The sequence below is a fragment of the Roseibium sp. RP-7 genome (assembly GCF_053005225.1).
Genome location: NZ_JBRKQA010000002.1, coordinates 201,054 through 218,994 on the forward strand (window position 1 = coordinate 201,054; position 17,941 = coordinate 218,994).

The window sequence follows — 17,941 nt, forward strand, 5'->3', positions numbered from 1 at the left end:
AGAGCATATGTTAGCGCACTGCGTGCACATTACAAGAGTGCACAGTGTGCATATTCTCAAAAATTTGTGTTATTTTCCTTACGTCATTTAATTCATTGGAGAAAATAAATGGCCTCCCGCGTGCGACACGCGGGAGGCCATCTGTTTCCAGTCGGTTCTGGTGGTGCGGACCCTACTCGGCAGCGACCATCCGGGCCGGATCGTAGTTAAGAATCGGAGCCAGCCAGCGTTCCGCGTAGGCCAGATCCCAACCTTTGCGTGCGGCGTAGTCCTCCACCTGGTCCTTCTCGATCTTGCCGACACCGAAATAATGGCTGTCGGCATGACCGAAATAGAGCCCGGAAACGGAAGACCCCGGCAACATGGCCCTGCTCTCTGTCAGCTGGATGCCTGTCAGGCGTTCCGCATCGAGCAGCCGGAACAGGGTATCCTTTTCCGTATGGTCCGGCTGGGCCGGGTAGCCCGGTGCCGGACGAATGCCCTGATATTTTTCCGAGATGATATCGTCGATGGACAGGTCTTCGGCGGCGGCGTAGCCCCAAATGTCCTTGCGTACGATCTGGTGCAGCTTCTCGGCAAAGGCTTCCGCCAGCCGGTCTGCCAGGGCCTGGGAGAGGATCTTGTTGTAGTCGTCCGACTCCCTGGCGTAACGCGCCGCCAGCTCGTCCTCGCCATGACCCGAGGTAACGGCAAATCCGCCAATCCAGTCGGCAATGCCGCTGGCCTCGGGCGCAACGAAATCGCTGAGGGCGATATTGGCGCGGCCACCTGCAGTCCGGCTCATCTGCTGGCGCAGCGTGTGGAAGGTCGCCAGCGTTTCGCTCCGGCTTTCATCGGTGAAGACACGCACATCGTCACCAACCGCATTGGCCGGCCACAGGCTTGCAACACCACGTGCCGTCAGCAGCTTCTTTTCAACGATTTCATCGAGCATCCGCCGGGCATCGTCGAAAAGCGCCTTGGCCGCCGGGCCGTAGCGATTGTCGGTCAGCACCGCCGGATAACGGCCCTTGATCTCCCAGGTGGAGAAGAACGGCGTCCAGTCGATGAACGGCACCAGTTCCTCCAGCGGGAAATCGTCATAGACAGTCGTGCCTGGCTTCTTCGGCGCAACCGGCTGTTTGCCCTTAAAGTCGGCCTTGAAGGCATTGTCCCGCGCAGCTTTCAGCGACGTGCGCTGCTGAGAGCCCCGGCCTGCTGCATGCTTTTCGGCAATATCGGCATATTCGGCACGCACATCGGCATAGTAAGGCGCGCGGCCACCTTCGCTCATCAGCTTGGAGGCAACACCGACAGCCCGGCCCGCATCGGTGACATAGATTGCCTGGCCGCGGGCATAGTTCGGGTGGATCTTCACCGCTGTATGGATCTTGGACGTGGTCGCCCCGCCGATCAGCAGCGGCACATCAAGCCCTTCACGTTCCAGCTCGGCGGCAACGTGGCACATTTCGTCCAGCGACGGGGTGATCAGGCCGGACAGCCCGATCATGTCGACCTTTTCCTGACGCGCGGTATCGAGGATCTTCGCTGCCGGCACCATGACGCCGAGATCAATCACCTCGAAGTTGTTGCACTGGAGCACGACGCCGACAATGTTCTTGCCGATGTCATGCACATCGCCCTTGACCGTCGCCATCAGGATCTTGCCGGCGGAAGAATGACCTGTCTGGCCAAGCTCTTCCTTTTCCTTTTCCATGAACGGCATCAGATAGGCGACCGCCTTCTTCATGACGCGGGCAGACTTGACCACCTGCGGCAGGAACATCTGCCCGGATCCGAAGAGATCGCCGACGACGTTCATACCGTCCATCAGCGGGCCTTCGATCACGTGCAGCGGCCGGTCGAAGGCCTGGCGGGCTTCTTCGGTGTCTTCTTCCACGTAATCGGCAATGCCGTGAACGAGCGCGTGTTCCAGGCGCTTGGCAACACCCCAGGTGCGCCAGGTGAGATCGGCTTCCTTTTTCTTGCCGCCCTCGCCTTTCCAGCGCTCGGCCGCTTCCAGCAACCGGTCGGTGCTGTCCTGTCGCCGATTGAGGACAACGTCCTCGCAAAGCTCGCGTAGTTCGCGATCGAGATCATTATAGACCGCAAGCTGACCGGCATTCACGATGCCCATGTCCATGCCACGCTTGATGGCATGATAGAGGAACACCGAGTGCATCGCTTCGCGCACGGCTTCGTTGCCGCGGAACGAGAACGACAGGTTCGATACACCGCCCGACACATGGGCGTGCGGCAGGTTCTCGCGGATCCAGCCGGTCGCCTCGATGAAGTCGACGCCGTAGTTGTTGTGTTCCTCGATGCCTGTCGCGACGGCAAAGATGTTCGGGTCGAAAATGATGTCTTCGGGCGGGAAGCCGACCTTTTCGGTCAGGATCTTGTAGGAGCGCGCGCAGATCTCTGTCTTGCGCTCGAAGGTGTCGGCCTGTCCGCTTTCATCAAACGCCATCACCACAACGGCAGCACCGTAACGGCGGACCAGCGTCGCGTGCTTGATGAACTCCTCTTCGCCTTCCTTCATCGAGATGGAGTTCACGACCCCCTTGCCCTGGATGCATTTGAGGCCCGCTTCGATGACCGTCCACTTGGAACTGTCGATCATCACCGGAACCTTGGCGATGTCCGGCTCGGCGGCCACCAGGTTCAGGAAGGTGACCATGGCTTCCTCGGAATCGAGCAGGCCTTCGTCCATGTTGATGTCGATGATCTGCGCGCCGTTTTCGACCTGCTGACGGGCAACTTCGAGCGCGGTTGGGTAGTCCCCTTCCTTGATCAGCTTGCGGAACCTGGCCGAGCCGGTCACGTTGGTCCGTTCGCCCACGTTGACGAAGTTGGTCTCCTTCGTCACCACGAACGGCTCCAGGCCCGACAGACGCATGTGAATGTCGATGTCCGGGATCTCGCGCGGTTTCTTGTCCGCAACGGCGTCCGCAATCGCCTTGATATGCGCAGGCGTGGTACCACAGCAGCCGCCGACAACGTTGACGAGACCCGCCGAGGCGAATTCCTCGATCAGGCCGGCCATATGTTCCGGGCTCTCGTCATATTCACCGAATTCGTTCGGCAGGCCGGCGTTCGGATAGGCGCACACAAGCGTGTCGGCGACGCGGCCGAGCTCGTCCACATGTGCGCGCATTTCCTTGGCGCCAAGTGCGCAGTTGAGACCGATGGTCAGCGGGCTGGTGTGACGGACGGAGTTCCAGAAGGCTTCCGGTGTCTGTCCGGAAAGCGTCCGGCCCGAAAGATCGGTGATCGTACCGGAAATCATCACCGGCAGGATCTTGCCGGTTTCTTCGAAGACCTCGTCAATGGCAAACAGCGCCGCCTTGGCGTTCAGCGTGTCGAAGATGGTCTCCACCAGGATGATATCGGCACCACCCGCTATGAGACCTCGGGTAGCTTCGGCATAGGCAATGCGCAGATCATCAAAGGAAACAGCACGGTAGCCCGGATTGTTCACATCCGGGGAGATCGACGCTGTCCGGTTGGTCGGGCCAAGCGCCCCGGCGACGAAACGCGGCCGGGACGGATCCTGTGCCGTGACCTTGTCGCAGGCTTCACGCGCGAGTTTCGCGCTTTCGAAGTTCAGCTCATAGGCCAGCTCTTCCATGCCGTAGTCGGCCTGGGCGATCGTCGTGGAGGAAAAGGTGTTGGTCTCGACGATGTCGGCACCGGCTTCCAGATAATCGACATGGATCTTCCGGATCGCGTCCGGCTGGGTCAGGCTCAGCAGATCGTTGTTGCCCTTGATGTCGCTCGGCCAGTCCTTGAAGCGCTCACCGCGGTAGGCCGCTTCATCCAGTTTCAGAAGCTGGATTTCCGTGCCCATGGCACCGTCAAGGACGAGAATACGGGTCTTGGCGAGGTCACGGAGGCGCTCGAAGGCGTCTGACTTGATCACGGGGTTTCCTTCCGGAAATTTCTGTTGGTTTGGCCGGCGGAAGCCGGCGTGATTTAACTTTGCAACCGGACAGCGTGTCAGCTGTCCCGGTCGGTATCGTTGTAGGAGGCGTCCCAGAACTTGGTGCGGCTGTGAACGTCGTCTTCGGTCGGGTGCCAGTCTTCGCCGCGCGCCTCATAAACGGCCAGAAGCCCGAGAATTTCGAGGGCCGAATGCCCGCGGAACTCGTGGTCCTTGTCGGTGGCGACGATCAGACGATTGTTGTCCGCGCCCATGTCGACGACATGAAGCTCGAAGCCCTTCTCGCGCAACACCGCATAGGCGGTCGATTCAATGGCATCGGCAGTGCTTAACTTGATCATCTCGCTCCGCTTCCCGCTTGGTTTCCGGCCGTTCCTGTCCTGAAAGACAGCAGCGTGTCCCGGCTGCGCCGATACCCCCAACCCTGCCCCACCCAGGTAAGGGTAAGGGGCCAAGAGGGGGCATCCGCTCTAAATCCAAAACAACTGGCTCGTTTCTGCGCCTGGCCCGGCCGCCTCGCCTCCCTCAGGCCGCCAGGGTTTCCTTGGTTTCCGGCTGCCCCATGCCAAGCATGTGGCAGATGGCAAAGGTCAGGTCGGCCCGGTTCATGGTGTAGAAATGGAAGTCGTTGATGCCGCGGTCGACCAGGTCCATCACCTGTTCGCAGGCAACCGAAACGCCAACCAGCTTCCGGGTTTCCGGATCGTTGGTCAGGCCGGCAAAACGCCGAGCCAGCCACTGCGGAATGGAGGTGCCGCACTTGGCGGAGAACACCATCGTCTGTTCGAAATTGTGGATCGGCAGAATGCCCGGGATCACCGGAATATTGATGCCGGCGGCCGCAATCCGGTCCAGGTAATCATCGAACAGGTCATTGTCGAAGAAGTACTGGGTAATGATCCGGTCCGCACCGGCGTCGACCTTGCGCTTCAGATTGTCGATCTCTTTCTGCCAATTGCCGCTTTCCGGATGCCTTTCCGGATAGCCGGAGACGGAAATATCGAAATTGGCGATCTTCTTGACGCCTTCAACCAGGTCGGTCGCATAGGCATAGCCCTCCGGATGCGGCACGTAACGCGAGCCGATGCCGTCGAGCGGGTCACCGCGCAGCGCCACCAGATGACGCACGCCCAGATCCCAGTAGTCCTTGACGATCGCATCGATTTCGCTGCGCGCCGCACCGACACAGGTCAGGTGTGCCGCCGGTGCAAGGTCGGTTTCCTTCAGGATCCGCTCGACAGTGCGATGCGTACGCTCGCGGGTGGAACCGCCTGCACCATAGGTCACGGAAACAAAGGACGGGCTGAGCGGCGCCAGCCGCTGAACCGTCTGCCACAGCGTCTCCGCCATCTTGTCGGACTTCGGCGGGAAAAATTCGAACGAAGCCGTGATTGGCGAAGGTGCGGCCTGGTGAGACCGGCGGTTGGAACAGGTTGTCATGTTAGGCGACCTCTCGGGACGTGTCTCGGGCAGGCAGGTCGGTGACAATTCGGCGGTCACGCGCAAGCCAAAGGGTTACGGTAAGGTTGGTGTCGTTGCCGTCTCCCGGAACAAGATCGGTGACCTGTTCCAGGTCCAGTTCGAGCGCTTCAAGCCAGCGCTCCATCTGGTCATGGGCAAAGCCCAGGCGACGATGCGCGTGTTTTTCGCGCAGGAACTCCAGCTGATGCGGAGCAAAATCGATGATCAACAGGCGGCCACCGGGACGCAGCGCACGAGCAGCCTCGTTGAGCGCCCTTGCCGGTTCCTCAAGGAAGTGCAGCACCTGGTGGATCGCCACGACATCGAAGGACCGCGGCGGCACATTCAGTGCGTAAACATCGCCGTGGCGTACCTGGGCGTTTGAAAGCCCGGCCTTGGCAAGGTTCGCGCGGGCAACGGCAAGCATGTCATGCGAGGCATCGACACCGAGTGCCGTCGCATACTGGTCTGCAAACACTTCCAGCAACCGGCCGGTGCCGGTGCCAAGGTCGAGGAACGACTGGAACGGCTTGTCGCCCAGTGCCTTGCGCATCGCCTTCTCGACATCGTCTTCGGAAACATGCAGCGAACGCTCCCGGTCCCAGGTGAGCGCGCGGGCTGCAAAATATGCAGCCGCCTCGTCCGCCTTGGCCTTGCGGATCGCCCGGAACCGTTCCTGGTCCGCCGCCAGCACCGGGTCTTCCAGGGAAATGCGGGCAACAAGATCGCGTGCAAGCTGGCCTTCAGGACCATCCGCCAACCGGTAGTAGACCCAGGCCCCTTCCGGGAACCGCTGAATGAGATCCGCTTCGGCAAGCAGCTTCAGATGACGGGAGATGCGCGGCTGGCTCTGTCCGAGGATCGCCGTGGCATCCTTCACCGTCAGCTCGCTTTCCGCCAGAAGCGCAATCAGCCTCAGGCGCGTCGCCTCGCCGACAGCCCTCAGGGCGGCCAGGGTATCGTCAACGGACAGGGTCTGTTCTTCGGTCATGCGCTTCGCCATCAATGTCGATATAAAGATATCTTTATATGAAATCGAAGCGCCATGCAAGAGATCAAAACAAATACGACACTGATTGGTCCGTATTCGTCGAAATTACGCCCGCAGGAGAAAAACGAGAGCCGACCTGCGCACCACCTCGCATCCACTAAGCGGGGCCATCAGCACAAATGGAACGAGCCACTTCAGGTCAGGTGAGCTGCCTTACGCGGTCTTGAGCCCGGGCAAGGGCAATAGCCCAGCCCTCGCGTGACACGCCGAATTGCACCACTTCCCGCATCTGAGCAATGCGGGAGCGCTGACCTAGAGCGTCTGTGCGGCGTTGATGGAGGAGACAAACCGGCGGGTGCGCTCGCGCTCGGGATGACGGAAGATCGCGTCCGCGTCTCCGGTTTCCACCACCTGCCCGGCCTCCAGAAAGACGACATGATTTGCGATCTGCGATGCCAGTCGCAGGTCGTGTGTCGCCATCACCATGGTGGTCCCTTCCCGGGCAAGCTGACCGAGTACGTCGACCACCTCACCGGCCAGTTCCGGATCGAGCGCGGAAGTCGGCTCGTCGCATAGAAGCACCTTGGGCGAAGGTGCAAGAGCACGGGCAATCGCAACACGCTGCTGCTGACCGCCGGAAAGGTTGGCCGGCCAGGCGTCGGTCTTGTGCGACATGCCGACCTTTTCGAGCAGATCCAATGCCCGCTGCCGGGCCTTTTCACGGGGCCATTTCTGAACCACCAGCAGGCCTTCCATCACATTTTCGATCACTGTCCTGTGCGGAAAGAGCTGAAAGTTCTGGAACACCATGCCCGTCTCGCAGCGGATCTTCTGAACCGATGCCTGCGACACTGAAACGCTCGGCTTGAACGTGATCTTGTGTTCACCGACCTGAACGCTGCCGGAGGTCGGTATCTCCAGCAGATTGATACAGCGCAGCAAAGTGCTCTTGCCGCCGCCCGACGGGCCGACAAGCGCCGTTACGCTGCCTTCGGGAAAACGCAGCGAGATATCGTCGAGGATAAGCGCGTCACCGAACTTTTTCTTGATATTGGAAAGCTCGATCATCTTGAGGTCTCCAGCATGCCGCCATATCGCGCAAACCGGACTTCCAGCCGCTCCTGCAGCCAGGCAAGCACGGAACTCATGGCAAGATAGATCAGGGCAGCCTCGATGTAGAGGATCAGCGGTTCATATGTGGTGGCAACAATGCGCTGCGCCGACTGGAACAGCTCCGGCACCGTGATGGCAGCGGCCAGAGACGTATCCTTGACCAGCGAAATGAAAGTGTTCGACAGCGGCGGCACCGCCACGCGCCCGGCTTGCGGCAGGATCGTGCGCATCATCGCCTGGCGCCATGTCATCCCGGTGGAAAACGCGGCTTCCCACTGTCCCTTCGGCACGGAGGAAATGGCAGCCCGGATGATCTCCGACGAATAGGCACCGACATTGAGCGTAAAGCCGATCAGGGCGGCTGGAAATGCATCCAGCAAGATACCGATACTGGGCAGGCCGTAAAAGATCACGAAGAGCTGTACCAGCAGCGGCGTTCCCCGGAAGACCCAGACATAAAAGCGCGCGACCAGCACCAGCGGCAGCGGCGCGAACAGGCGTGTGACAGCCGTGGTCAGACCAAGACTGAGCCCCAGTGCGAAGGACAACAGCGTGAGCGGAATGGTGAATTTGACCCCAGCCCACAGAAGCGTCGGCAGGGAATCGATCATCAACTGAAGCCAGTGAGGCACGATAAAGCTCCAAAAAAACGCGCCCGGCGCGAACGCCCGGCGCTTTTCGTTTAGGTGAGAAGGGCCGGTCTAGATCTGCATGGACCGGCCTTCATCATGTCAGTTGGACACGTCCTGACCAAAGTACTTGTCGGAAATCGCCTGGTAGGCACCATCCGCCTTGATGTCGGCCAGTGCTGAATTCAGGGCGGCAACCAGTTCCGGATCCCCCTTGCGCACCAGAATGCCGGAATAGTCGGCATTTGCCTTCTCGGCGACAACCTTCACCGGTGCATCCGGTTTCTGCTTCTTGAAGTCCAGATAGGACAGGCTGTCGTTGATGGTCGCATCAGCGCGGCGTGTCAGCACCAGCTGGATTGACTGGTCGAACCCGTCGGTGCCGACCAGTTCCGCTCCGGCTTCTTCCGCCAGCTTGCCGAAATTGCTGGTCAAGGACTGAGCCGCCTTTTTGCCGGTGAGGTCTTCGAAGCCATTGATGTCGTCATTGCTGTCGCGAACGATCAGCACTGCCTTGGAGGCGATGTAGGGGTCGGAGAAATCGTATTTCTGCTTGCGGGCGTCAGTGATGCCGACCTGATTGATGACCACGTCGTAGCGCTTGACGTCCAGGCCGGCGATCAATCCGTCCCATTTGCCTTCGATGAACTCGGCCTTGACGCCAAGTTTTTCGGCAACGGCCTCGCCGATTTCGACATCGAAACCGACCAGTTTGCCTTCCCCGTCGTGGAAGGTGAAAGGCGCGTAGGTGCCTTCGGTGCCGATCTTCAGGACACCTGCCGATTTGATCGCATCGAGGTTGTCACCCGCCTGCGAGGGAGAAAGGGTAAGTACCTGCAGCACTGCGGCCGCGGCAATCGCTTTGAACCAGCTCATATCAATTCCTTTCCGGCATGATGAGTGAGTGGCCTTAGTGCCGGAATGTGGAAGCGATTGCAGGAGAAGAAAGAGCAAAAATGCAGAAAGAGGGAGAATATTTTGCTCTCATATTGCGGATCGGCAGCACACGACACAACACCGGTCGCAGCCTCGCCCCCCCCTCTTTGGAAGTATCCTGGCGGCAACTGTCCGCCACTGAAACTGTTCCCGTGACCGCTCCTATGGGTGCCGTCAGTCGCTAAAGCGGCGGAAGGTTCATGGATACGTTCTCCAGGTCAGGCTCCAAATCGGCTTCATGTGAATATTTCCCACAAGAAGAAGACGCCGTCTACTTGGGCGAGGAAGCATCCAGCCCGCATCGTGTAGAAGCTCGATCGGATTAGTCACATGGCTGCGATCATCGAGCGTGCCCTCCCGAACGGATCAGGTTTCCGATTACCAAAGACCGAATTCGGCGGAACTCGTCAGCTTTCGGCGGGCACAGCACCTTGATCCAGCATGTGATCGAAGCGCCCCTCGTGCACACAGCCCGGCAGTCCTTCGCGCGGGATGATCTCGGTGCCGACAAGCTCTTTCGCGTAGAGCCTTTCGATATCGCTGGTATCGACCGTCTGGCCATGGACGACAGATGCCAGTTTGGTTCGGAAGGCTTCCACGCCGCCCATGGATGAAAAATGCCAGCCTGCATCGGGCAGGATATTCACCGGGCGGCTGATGCCCGACAGGTTGTTGTTGCGGATCCTGAGAAGCGGTTGGGCGACAAAACCCGGCACGTAGGACTTTTTTGTCATCCGGGCCTTTGTCCGTCGCAGTTGCTGCGGCGTGGTCAGGTACTTCCTTTCAATCATCCGCGACCCCAGAAGCCAGGTCTTGCCGGGAACGATCCGGTCGAGATGGTGTTTGTGCAGGCTCTGTTCGAACACCAGCAGCCGCCCCTTGTAGAGTTTCTCGTCCAGCACCTTCTTCAGAACATCCGCCCGCACGATCTCGTCGACATCCGACAGAAGGATGACGTCGTCCGACGCGCAGGCGTCCAGTCCCCGTGCAATGCAATTGCGCTGATAGTTCTCGCGTTCCCAGTCCGCCTTCCGGCGGTTCTTGTAGACGCCGAGCGCCGGTGGCAATTCATCGGGAAACTCGACCTGAAGATCGATGATCTTGTCGGCCCAGGGCGCAAACCGTTCGCGATTTTCCGCAAAGTAGAACGGCTTGGGACCACCGCGTTGCGTCTGGTTCGCTTCCACCAGGACAAACTTGTCGACATGGTTCCCCATCTCCCGAAGACGGATTTCCAGAAGGTCGAATTCGTTATGGAAGACAAAACAGTCGTAGAGCTTCATGCTTGGGCCCGGTTTCCTCGATCAGCGAAGGGTGGCGCATCCCGGCTGCCGGATGGCAGCTCAAGTCATGGCAAGCCTCTTCCTGGTGCCTGCCGGGACCGATATCGGATTTCAGTCAAGAGGTCCACGGACCTGGCGCACAAAAGCGAAGAGACCGCCTCTAACCCCGTTGCCGATGCACCTACTTGATTGAAAAGGGCATCCGGACTTTCGCGGAATTGCCGCTGAATTCATCGTTGACGGTGAGTTCCAGTACATAGTCGCCCGCCGGGGCCCCGCTGACATTCAGGGTCAGGTTGGCCATGTATTCGGTATTGGGCACGTGGCTCTTGAAGTCGAACCGGCCAAAGCCCTTTTGCCCAGCCAGCACCTTGCCATCGGGCGACGCGAGGTCGAAGTCGACGGTCAGAAGAGATGTGAAAAGGCCATCCTGCTGTTTCCAGTCGAAGCCAACCGGCTCCAGGTAGATGCGCAGCGGCTCGTCCGCTCCGAAAGCTGCATCTGCCCGGGGTTTATAGATGCCGAAGCCGTCGGCGGGGGCCATCACGAACAAGGCGGTTGGAATGGAAATGGTGGCTTTCGACCAAACGTCGAAAAGCGCCTCGCGCATCAAAGAGATGGCTTCCCCGCCCTTGCCGGCATCAAGCGCGGCCTCCACTTCAGCCGCCTTGTCCTGCAAAGGTCCCGCAATGGCCTGGCATGACAGGGCAACCGCAAGCGCAGTTCCCAGAAACATTGGTTTCAGCATAGTCTCCCCCTTCACATTTGCGATCCGAAAGGTGAAGCACACCATTATGGCGGTCTCGCCGCAAGTGTCAGATTCTGTCCTGCGGAACGCAAGGGACAAGGCGAAATGCTCAAAATCTCATGCTAGGCGGGCAAGTGAAGCCTGTTCTAACCGGCAGAGTGCGTTCGGCAGGTATGCTTCCGTCTTTTGGTCGTTTCCAACAGGCGTACCGAAAGAAAAAGAGCCGCTGCATTCATCCAGGTTTCAATAGCCACTCCATACACAGAAAGCTTGCTTGCTTCCGCCAAGGGAAGCCGCTTAAATCCTGGTACTGGCCACTTCGTTTCCCGTTTCAGGAAATCCGGACGCCTTATTTCCGCCAGTACACATGTTTGACGAAATGATCGAAGAAGCTTTTGCCTGGGAGTGTTCAATTGTTTTTCGAGCGTGGCCCCGTGACGAGATCAATTTACCTATTTTTCAGCGTTCTGCTTTTCACGGTTCCCGCACATGCCGAAAAGCGTGTCGCGCTAATCGTGGGGAACGCGGCCTATTCCTCGGCCAGCACGCTCGAAAACCCGGTCAACGACGCAAGGAAACTTGGTGAAGCCCTGAAAGAGCTGAATTTTGAGGTCCTGCTGCAGGAAAATCTGCAGCTTTCCTCGTTTCTGGAAACAATCCGGATGTTTTCCAAATCCCTGGAAGGGGCTGACGTCGCCCTGTTTTTTTACGCTGGGCACGGAATCCAGGTTGCCGGCGAGAACTACCTAGTCCCCTCCGACGCCCATTTGCAGGAAGAAAGCGACATCAGCGCCGAGCTGATCGCCGTCAAATCGCTTCTACAACAAATGGACGGCTCGGCAAAAACCAGGATCATTCTGCTTGATGCCTGCCGTGACAATCCATTCGCACAAACCCTTGCCGGCGCCATGGGGAATAGAGCGGTTGAGGTAGGCCAGGGGCTCGCCCGGGTCGATGCCGGACCAGGCACGCTTATCGCCTACGCAACGGAGCCAGGCAATGTCGCCCTTGACGGAACAGACGGAAACAGCCCCTTTACAAAGGCATTGCTGACGCACATTTCCACCCCTGATCTGGACATTGCCCGCATGCTGCGGCGGGTGCGGACGGATGTGATTGAAACCACGGAAGGAGCCCAGATCCCCTGGGAAAATTCATCCCTGGTTCTGGATTTCACCTTCAACCCCACCGAACAGGGCAAACTGGCACTTGCGTCGAGCGAAGAAGCCTTGTGGGAAGCCGTCCGCTACGGCGACAATCCGGATGAAGTCAGGCTGTACCTGGAGCGCTATCCGGACGGGCCATTCGCCGAGGACGCTTTGAAGCTGCTGAACAACGCCCTCGGACACAAGCATCCCTCGATTGCCGACAACCAGGATGCCAAGGCGCGGCAGTCAGCTTCAAGGCCGGTCAAGACATGCCTGGCCATCGAGAACGCAGATATAGGGCTCAGTGATCCCGAAGAGGCCGTGCAAGCCTGTTATGACGCCGTCGCGCTCTTTCCCAACTCCGCCCTGCTTCGGCTGCTTTACGGCAAGGTCCTCGACCGCTCGGGCAACGAAGCCGAGGCATCCCGCCAGTACCGACAGTCGGCGGAGCTCAACAACACCGAAGCCATGGTCGAACTGGCCGTCGCGTATGAGCTCGGCAAGGGCGTCGAATGGCAGCCGGGAGAAACGCTGCGGCTTCTGGAAAAATCCGCCCGTCTGGGCAACGCCAATGCCATGAACCTGCTCGCGCATTCCTATAGCGAAGGCAACCTCGTCGACTATGACGAGGCGAAGGCGTTCGAGTGGTTCCAGAAGGCAGCCGAAGCCGGCAACCCGGAAGCCGCGTTTTATGTCGCCGGAGCTTATGACAGAGGCGAAGGAATTGAGCAGAACGATTTCAAGGCCCGCCACTGGTACCAGCGCGCGCTGGCGTCGGACGACGAAGGCCTGGCGGCAACAAACCTCGCCTGGATGTATCTCAAGGGCCGCGGCGGCGACAAGAACATCGACAGGGCCCGGGAACTGCTGGAACAGGCAGCGGCGGCTGACGACCCGATTGCGATGCGGGAACTGACCCTTCAATACCTCAACGGCACCTTCAAGAGCGACCGGAGGGAAATCGCCATCGATTGGCTCATGAAGGCAATCAAGTCCGGCGGCAGGATCGAAGCGGAGTTCTGGTTTCTGACCAAGTCCGACACTTACCCGCTCTCCTTCAACAAGGCCGTTCAACGCCGGTTGAAGGAAGCCGGGGTTTATCATGGCAAAATTGACGGCCAGATTGGCGACCAGTCCCTGCAGGCGCTCTTTCAATATGCGGATGAGTAGTAATTTTCTCGTGGGTTATATGGATTTCAAGGATGCGGGCGACGCCTTTTTCGCGCTCTGCGGATGTGACCGGATCGGTCCGCCTCAAATCAAATGATCCTTAATAGCGGCCATACCCTAAAGCCGGTCTTCCGCTCCCTCTCGGCCTTCCCCATCGGCCTCTTCGCCCAATAGTCCAGCCGCAGCAGCCCCTGCGGCGGCAGCTTCCTTGGCAGCAGGCGGCATTGCCTCTTCGTCGTTGTCGGTCCCGGCAACACGCACGGTCACCTGGCGATGTGCAAAGCGGATCCCGTTCTTTTCGAACAGATCACGCAAACCTGCATAAACGACCTTGCGAAGCTCGAACTGCTTGCCCGGTTTAGTCGTGAACTTGACGCGCGCGATCATGGCACTGTCTTCCATCGACATGATGCCCTGAGATTTCAGCGGCGCCAGGAACATGGGCCCGAAATACTCGTCCTCCAGCAGCTCCTTGCCGAAGTTCTTGATGATCTTGCGCATCTTGTCCACGTCGGTGTCGTAGGTGACGCGGAACGCAAGTTTCATCACCGCCCAGTCTCGTGAGAAATTCTCCACTTTCTGAATTTCGCCAAAGGGAACCGTCGTAAGCGCACCGCGGTGGTGCCGCAGTTGCATCGACCGGATCGAGATCTTTTCGACAACGCCCTTGGCGCTGCCGATATCGATGTATTCCCCTTTCCGGAACGCATCGTCGATCAGATAGAAAGCTCCGGAGAAGATATCCCGGATGAGGGTTTGAGCCCCGAATCCAACTGCCAGACCGACGACACCGGCACCGGCGAACAATGGCGCGATATTTACGCCCAGCTGCGACAGGATCACCATCGTGGCGATCACCACGATCGTGATGAGCAGGAAATTGCGGAAGATCGGCAGCAAGGTGGAAATCCGGCTCTCACCGGTTCCGCCGACTTCCGCCTCTTCGTCTTTCTCGGCAGGCGCTTCCTTGGCAATTTCCCGGTCAATGACGATTTTCACGGCCTCATAGGCCATGTAGCCAAGGAACATGACCAGAAGCACCTCGACGAAGGAACCGATCAGCGAGCCGCTACCGGCAAGCGGCAGTCCCCATTTGGAAGCCAGCATGTCCAGCGAGGTGAACACGACCAGAATAGTGGCACCTCGGTCGAACAGGTCCCGGAAGGGTGAGCGCCGCGCTTCCCGCTCGGCAGCTTCCGCGCGCGCCTGGGCCAATGTGCTGGCAACATCCTCTTCGCCGCCCTCGCCTGCTTCGGCACGTTTGATGTCCTCGGCAATCTTCTCCTGTGCGGCGGCCGTGTCCAGCCTCGGCAACAGAACCCGGTCGATGAGCAGGATCAGCAGCCCATAGGCAACCGCAGCCATCAACAGCACTTCCAGCGGCGCACCGACAAGACCGATCGCGTCCGGCAGGTCGAGCAGGATACGCACTGCCGAAATCCCCCAGGCGAGGAAGAAATAGGCAACGGCAACAAAGTGCCAGCCGCTGGCCAGAACCCTTCGCCAGATCGGCGCTTCAGCCCCCTTCTTTCCCCGGATCAGCCGCCCAATCACCCTGCGATAGACAATCGCGATGCCGGACAGGATGACCATCGACAGCGCGGAGGCTGCAATCAATGCCAGCTTGTGAATGTCAGGCGACAGACCCAGTCGCTCCATCCAGAGGCAGAAGGCAACCGCCGCAAGGGAAATGGCGGAGCCGACCAGCAGCGTCCTGTAGAGCCCGGTCGCTTCCTGATTGGAAAGCGCCAGCAACCGGTGGCTCTCCGCGTCGGGTGCCAGCACATTCAGCCAGACAACACGGAGCGCCAGAAAAACCGCCATGGTGCCGACAACCACAAGTGCGGTCTTGTTGGATGCATCAATGCCCGTTCCGACCAGAAGAAATACCCCGGCCGCTACGGCAAAGAAGAGCCCGACACCGACGAACATCAGGATCGCCCGGGCATAAAGATAGATAATCTTGTCAGCCCGTGTCGTCGCGTCCGGCTGGTACCAGGACGCGAATTGCCGCCGGCCCCACCGGTTCACCAGGGAAGAGGCCACAAGGCCGAGAACAACGGCTATCAGAATGTCCACCAGCGTCGACGACATCCAGTTGAGACCCCGTTCGCCCCCCTGGGCGCGCAGGGTCTCCACCATCACATCCTGGATCTCGGGAATTTTCTGAACGATGGATTTGAGAACATCCCGGGCCTCGACGGCATCTTCGGTGAACTCGTCAACGGTCTGAAGAAGGTTTGCGCCTTCACCGGCGCCGTCGGCCGGCGCCACTGCAGAGCCAGCCGCTTCCGTCTGCGCATTTCCATCTGCCGTTGTTTCAGCGGCCGGAGCCCCGGTACCGGTACCGGTCTCGGTAGAGCCCTTTCCGGAAAACAGCCCGGGTATTCCCTGTGCCTGCACCCCTGAGGGCAAACCACCCAGACACAGAAAGAGTGCAAGCAGACCTGACAGAAGAAGGAACGCCTTGCCTGGCCTCTTGCGGCCGCCATCGGCAAGACAGGATCGGCGATAGGTTGGATGTGAAAAGCGCATGTCAGCCCCAGGACGAGTCGCGAAAAGGATCCCCGTCTTTCTTGGCACGGATCTGTGCCATTTGAAAGAAAGCCGGCTTTTCGCAAGGCGCTGAAAAAGAAGAGGCCCGATCCTTTCGAACCGGGCCTTACATGCAGGCAGGAGGCGCCTTGCTTAATTGTGTCAGTGCAGAACGGTGTTGTTCCAATGAGCCATCTTGCGCTTGGCTTCGGCGATCGTCATGCGCTCGAACATGGCCATGGCATCGCTGCGCACATCCGGTGTCAGGCGGTGGCGCCAGGGGCCGATGGCCAGCAGGGAACCCACGGTGATGGAGGAGAAGCCGGAAGCCTTGGCAAGGATGACGAACGGCTCCGGATCGGGGCGCACCATCCAGTGGCTGACTTCCTCGACACCGCATCTCACCAGCCAGGCAAAGGTGGCAACCGCTTCCGCGAACCGGTCTTCCGAGGCGAACCGGCGCAGGGCGGCCTCATTGACCATCCCGCGTTTGGCCAGCAGCAGTACCCGGCTGCGCGCTGTTTCGAAGTCGTAGCGGCCCAGCCAATACTGGTTGGACATGCGCTGTGCGGCGATATCGGCAGCTTCCTCTACCCGCTCGGCTTCGTGACCACGGCCGGTTGCATGCAGCTTCCGCCGAACTTCCTCGCTGGCAACCGAGATCAGGCTGGCAATATGCGCTTCGGCAAGATCCGCACGCTCGCTCAAGGAAAGCTGCAGCGTCGCATCGGAGGCAGCATCGCTGATCAGGGCCATGATCGATGCATCCGACAGGCAGGCGCCATCGTTGCTGGCCACCTTGCGCTTGACCTTCAGATCACCGCGACGCACCAGCACATCGGTCAGCTCTTCAGACAGAACTTCGCGCTGTGCGATGGCGAACCGGTGCGCATTGCCGCGTTTTTCGGCGATCTTGATCAGATCGGCCTCCCGCAGCACGGTGGAGCGCAGCAGGATCGGCTCAGCTACCTCGATCTCGTCATCGGCCAGACGGCGGATGGTTTCTTCCGGACCGCGTCTCAGGCTGGACATCTGGTCAGCGACATAACGGCGAACTTCGTCTTCCACCATGTCGACAAGCCGCAAGAGGACGGAGTCATAAATATCGACCTGCTCGTCGGAGCACCGATCGGAGGTCAGGGCAAACAGGGTTGCGACATGCCGGGCCAGTTCGGCCCTCCGGGCGCTGCCAGCTTCACCGGTCAGCTCCGAGAAGTTCACCAGTTCTGTTTTCAACGCTTCAGTCATGTTCCATTACCAATTTTCACAAGTGTGCCGGTTTGGCGTTGGTACAGAAAATGACGATGAGTTTTAAAGAAGGTCGAAACGCGCTTTTCCAGAATGTAATTGTCTTTTTTTAAAACTTGAGAACAATTCTAACTATATCGCATGTATTCATTACATGTCATTGAAATGTAACAATTTTGACCGCTTCGCTCCCCGCTCGAAGTCACTTTTTTATCCCGTTGAAATCCGAATATTTTTTCCGAAAAAAGATTTTCAAGGGCCGTTTCAATAGCCTCCGAAGGTCAGAAATTGCGACTGGTTTAAATACATTCGTTGCGCCGCAAGGCCTCTGGACAGGGGCGTGCCCATCGGCAGCGCACGAGATAAAGAAATATTTTCCTTTTCTTATTGACCCTTCACCAGGCGCAATCTAAATAAAGAAAGCAATATATTTCTTTATTGGAGCCAGCCATGTCCTCCGTGGTCCGTTTTCCCCGTGTCGCCGCCATACCGCCCTCCCGCACCCGCGGTCTCTATCAACTGGCGGCCCTCCTGCGACGGAAACTTGGCAAGGCCATTTCCCGCCGATCCAGCCATCAATCCATTCCGGACGATCTTCTTTTCGATGTCCTCAGCGACAACGATTTGAGAGCCCGCGAAGAAAACCGGCGGCGGCCGATCATTAGCGGCCCCTGGCGCTAGCTCGTCCATGGACTTGCCGTCTGTTTCAGGATTGCAGCGCCTTCACCCGGAGCAGAAGACATAAAAAAACCGGCAC

The 17,941-nt window shown here is 59.0% G+C and carries 13 protein-coding genes; 2 read left to right on the forward strand and 11 right to left on the reverse strand.

What is annotated here, in order from left to right; all coding sequences use genetic code 11:
- Window positions 1-172 precede the first annotated feature (172 nt).
- From metH to ACVDG9_RS15615, 9 genes are all read right to left on the reverse strand, one after another.
- On the reverse strand, window positions 173-3,901 hold the full coding sequence (gene metH / locus ACVDG9_RS15575) for a methionine synthase (protein WP_447238409.1): 3,729 nt from the start codon (window positions 3,899-3,901) through the stop codon (window positions 173-175).
- Between the two features lie 77 nt (window positions 3,902-3,978).
- The gene (locus ACVDG9_RS15580; protein ID WP_077292563.1) at window positions 3,979-4,263 is read right to left on the reverse strand and encodes a hypothetical protein; all 285 of its coding nucleotides are present in this window, start codon (window positions 4,261-4,263) and stop codon (window positions 3,979-3,981) included.
- A gap of 184 nt (window positions 4,264-4,447) precedes the next feature.
- The gene (gene metF, locus ACVDG9_RS15585) at window positions 4,448-5,362 is read right to left on the reverse strand and encodes a methylenetetrahydrofolate reductase [NAD(P)H] (RefSeq protein ID WP_023000909.1); all 915 of its coding nucleotides are present in this window, start codon (window positions 5,360-5,362) and stop codon (window positions 4,448-4,450) included.
- Between the two features lies 1 nt (window position 5,363).
- Window positions 5,364-6,374: an ArsR/SmtB family transcription factor gene (locus ACVDG9_RS15590; protein ID WP_031269253.1), complete on the reverse strand. Its 1,011-nt coding sequence runs from the start codon at window positions 6,372-6,374 to the stop codon at window positions 5,364-5,366.
- 312 nt (window positions 6,375-6,686) lie between these two features.
- Window positions 6,687-7,442, reverse strand: coding sequence for an amino acid ABC transporter ATP-binding protein (locus tag ACVDG9_RS15595; protein WP_447238410.1), 756 nt, complete (start codon window positions 7,440-7,442; stop codon window positions 6,687-6,689).
- Complete coding sequence (locus ACVDG9_RS15600) at window positions 7,439-8,119, reverse strand: amino acid ABC transporter permease (protein WP_031269252.1); 681 nt, start codon at window positions 8,117-8,119, stop codon at window positions 7,439-7,441. Before ACVDG9_RS15600 ends, ACVDG9_RS15595 begins: the two co-directional genes overlap by 4 nt.
- A gap of 99 nt (window positions 8,120-8,218) precedes the next feature.
- Window positions 8,219-8,992 (reverse strand): amino acid ABC transporter substrate-binding protein, encoded by a 774-nt coding sequence (locus ACVDG9_RS15605; RefSeq protein ID WP_447238411.1) that lies wholly within the window; start codon window positions 8,990-8,992, stop codon window positions 8,219-8,221.
- A 467-nt stretch (window positions 8,993-9,459) separates the two neighbouring features.
- Window positions 9,460-10,335, reverse strand: coding sequence for a glycosyltransferase family 17 protein (locus ACVDG9_RS15610; protein ID WP_447238412.1), 876 nt, complete (start codon window positions 10,333-10,335; stop codon window positions 9,460-9,462).
- A gap of 181 nt (window positions 10,336-10,516) precedes the next feature.
- On the reverse strand, window positions 10,517-11,083 hold the full coding sequence (locus ACVDG9_RS15615) for a hypothetical protein (RefSeq protein WP_447238413.1): 567 nt from the start codon (window positions 11,081-11,083) through the stop codon (window positions 10,517-10,519).
- A gap of 434 nt (window positions 11,084-11,517) precedes the next feature.
- Here ACVDG9_RS15615 and ACVDG9_RS15620 point away from each other — a divergent pair, with 434 nt between their 5' ends.
- Window positions 11,518-13,401, forward strand: coding sequence for a caspase family protein (locus ACVDG9_RS15620; protein WP_447238414.1), 1,884 nt, complete (start codon window positions 11,518-11,520; stop codon window positions 13,399-13,401).
- A 117-nt stretch (window positions 13,402-13,518) separates the two neighbouring features.
- Here the strand turns inward: ACVDG9_RS15620 and ACVDG9_RS15625 are convergent, their stop codons facing one another.
- Window positions 13,519-15,936 (reverse strand): mechanosensitive ion channel family protein, encoded by a 2,418-nt coding sequence (locus tag ACVDG9_RS15625; protein ID WP_447238415.1) that lies wholly within the window; start codon window positions 15,934-15,936, stop codon window positions 13,519-13,521.
- A gap of 162 nt (window positions 15,937-16,098) precedes the next feature.
- On the reverse strand, window positions 16,099-17,184 hold the full coding sequence (locus ACVDG9_RS15630) for a DUF2336 domain-containing protein (RefSeq protein ID WP_023000900.1): 1,086 nt from the start codon (window positions 17,182-17,184) through the stop codon (window positions 16,099-16,101).
- A 450-nt stretch (window positions 17,185-17,634) separates the two neighbouring features.
- Here ACVDG9_RS15630 and ACVDG9_RS15635 point away from each other — a divergent pair, with 450 nt between their 5' ends.
- A complete protein-coding gene (locus ACVDG9_RS15635; RefSeq protein WP_447238416.1) occupies window positions 17,635-17,865 on the forward strand; it encodes a hypothetical protein in 231 nt (76 codons plus the stop codon).
- The last annotated feature ends 76 nt before the right edge of the window (window positions 17,866-17,941 follow it).

Bases quoted from the DNA above. Each gene is read 5' to 3' on its own strand.
- ACVDG9_RS15580 (WP_077292563.1), bottom strand. From the start codon at position 4,263: ATGATCAAGTTAAGCACTGCCGATGCCATTGAATCGACCGCCTATGCG.
- metF (WP_023000909.1), bottom strand. From the start codon at position 5,362: ATGACAACCTGTTCCAACCGCCGGTCTCACCAGGCCGCACCTTCGCCA.
- ACVDG9_RS15590 (WP_031269253.1), bottom strand. From the start codon at position 6,374: ATGACCGAAGAACAGACCCTGTCCGTTGACGATACCCTGGCCGCCCTG.
- ACVDG9_RS15595 (WP_447238410.1), bottom strand. From the start codon at position 7,442: ATGATCGAGCTTTCCAATATCAAGAAAAAGTTCGGTGACGCGCTTATC.
- ACVDG9_RS15605 (WP_447238411.1), bottom strand. From the start codon at position 8,992: ATGAGCTGGTTCAAAGCGATTGCCGCGGCCGCAGTGCTGCAGGTACTT.
- ACVDG9_RS15610 (WP_447238412.1), bottom strand. From the start codon at position 10,335: ATGAAGCTCTACGACTGTTTTGTCTTCCATAACGAATTCGACCTTCTG.
- ACVDG9_RS15615 (WP_447238413.1), bottom strand. From the start codon at position 11,083: ATGCTGAAACCAATGTTTCTGGGAACTGCGCTTGCGGTTGCCCTGTCA.
- ACVDG9_RS15625 (WP_447238415.1), bottom strand. From the start codon at position 15,936: ATGCGCTTTTCACATCCAACCTATCGCCGATCCTGTCTTGCCGATGGC.
- ACVDG9_RS15630 (WP_023000900.1), bottom strand. From the start codon at position 17,184: ATGACTGAAGCGTTGAAAACAGAACTGGTGAACTTCTCGGAGCTGACC.
- ACVDG9_RS15635 (WP_447238416.1), top strand. From the start codon at position 17,635: ATGTCCTCCGTGGTCCGTTTTCCCCGTGTCGCCGCCATACCGCCCTCC.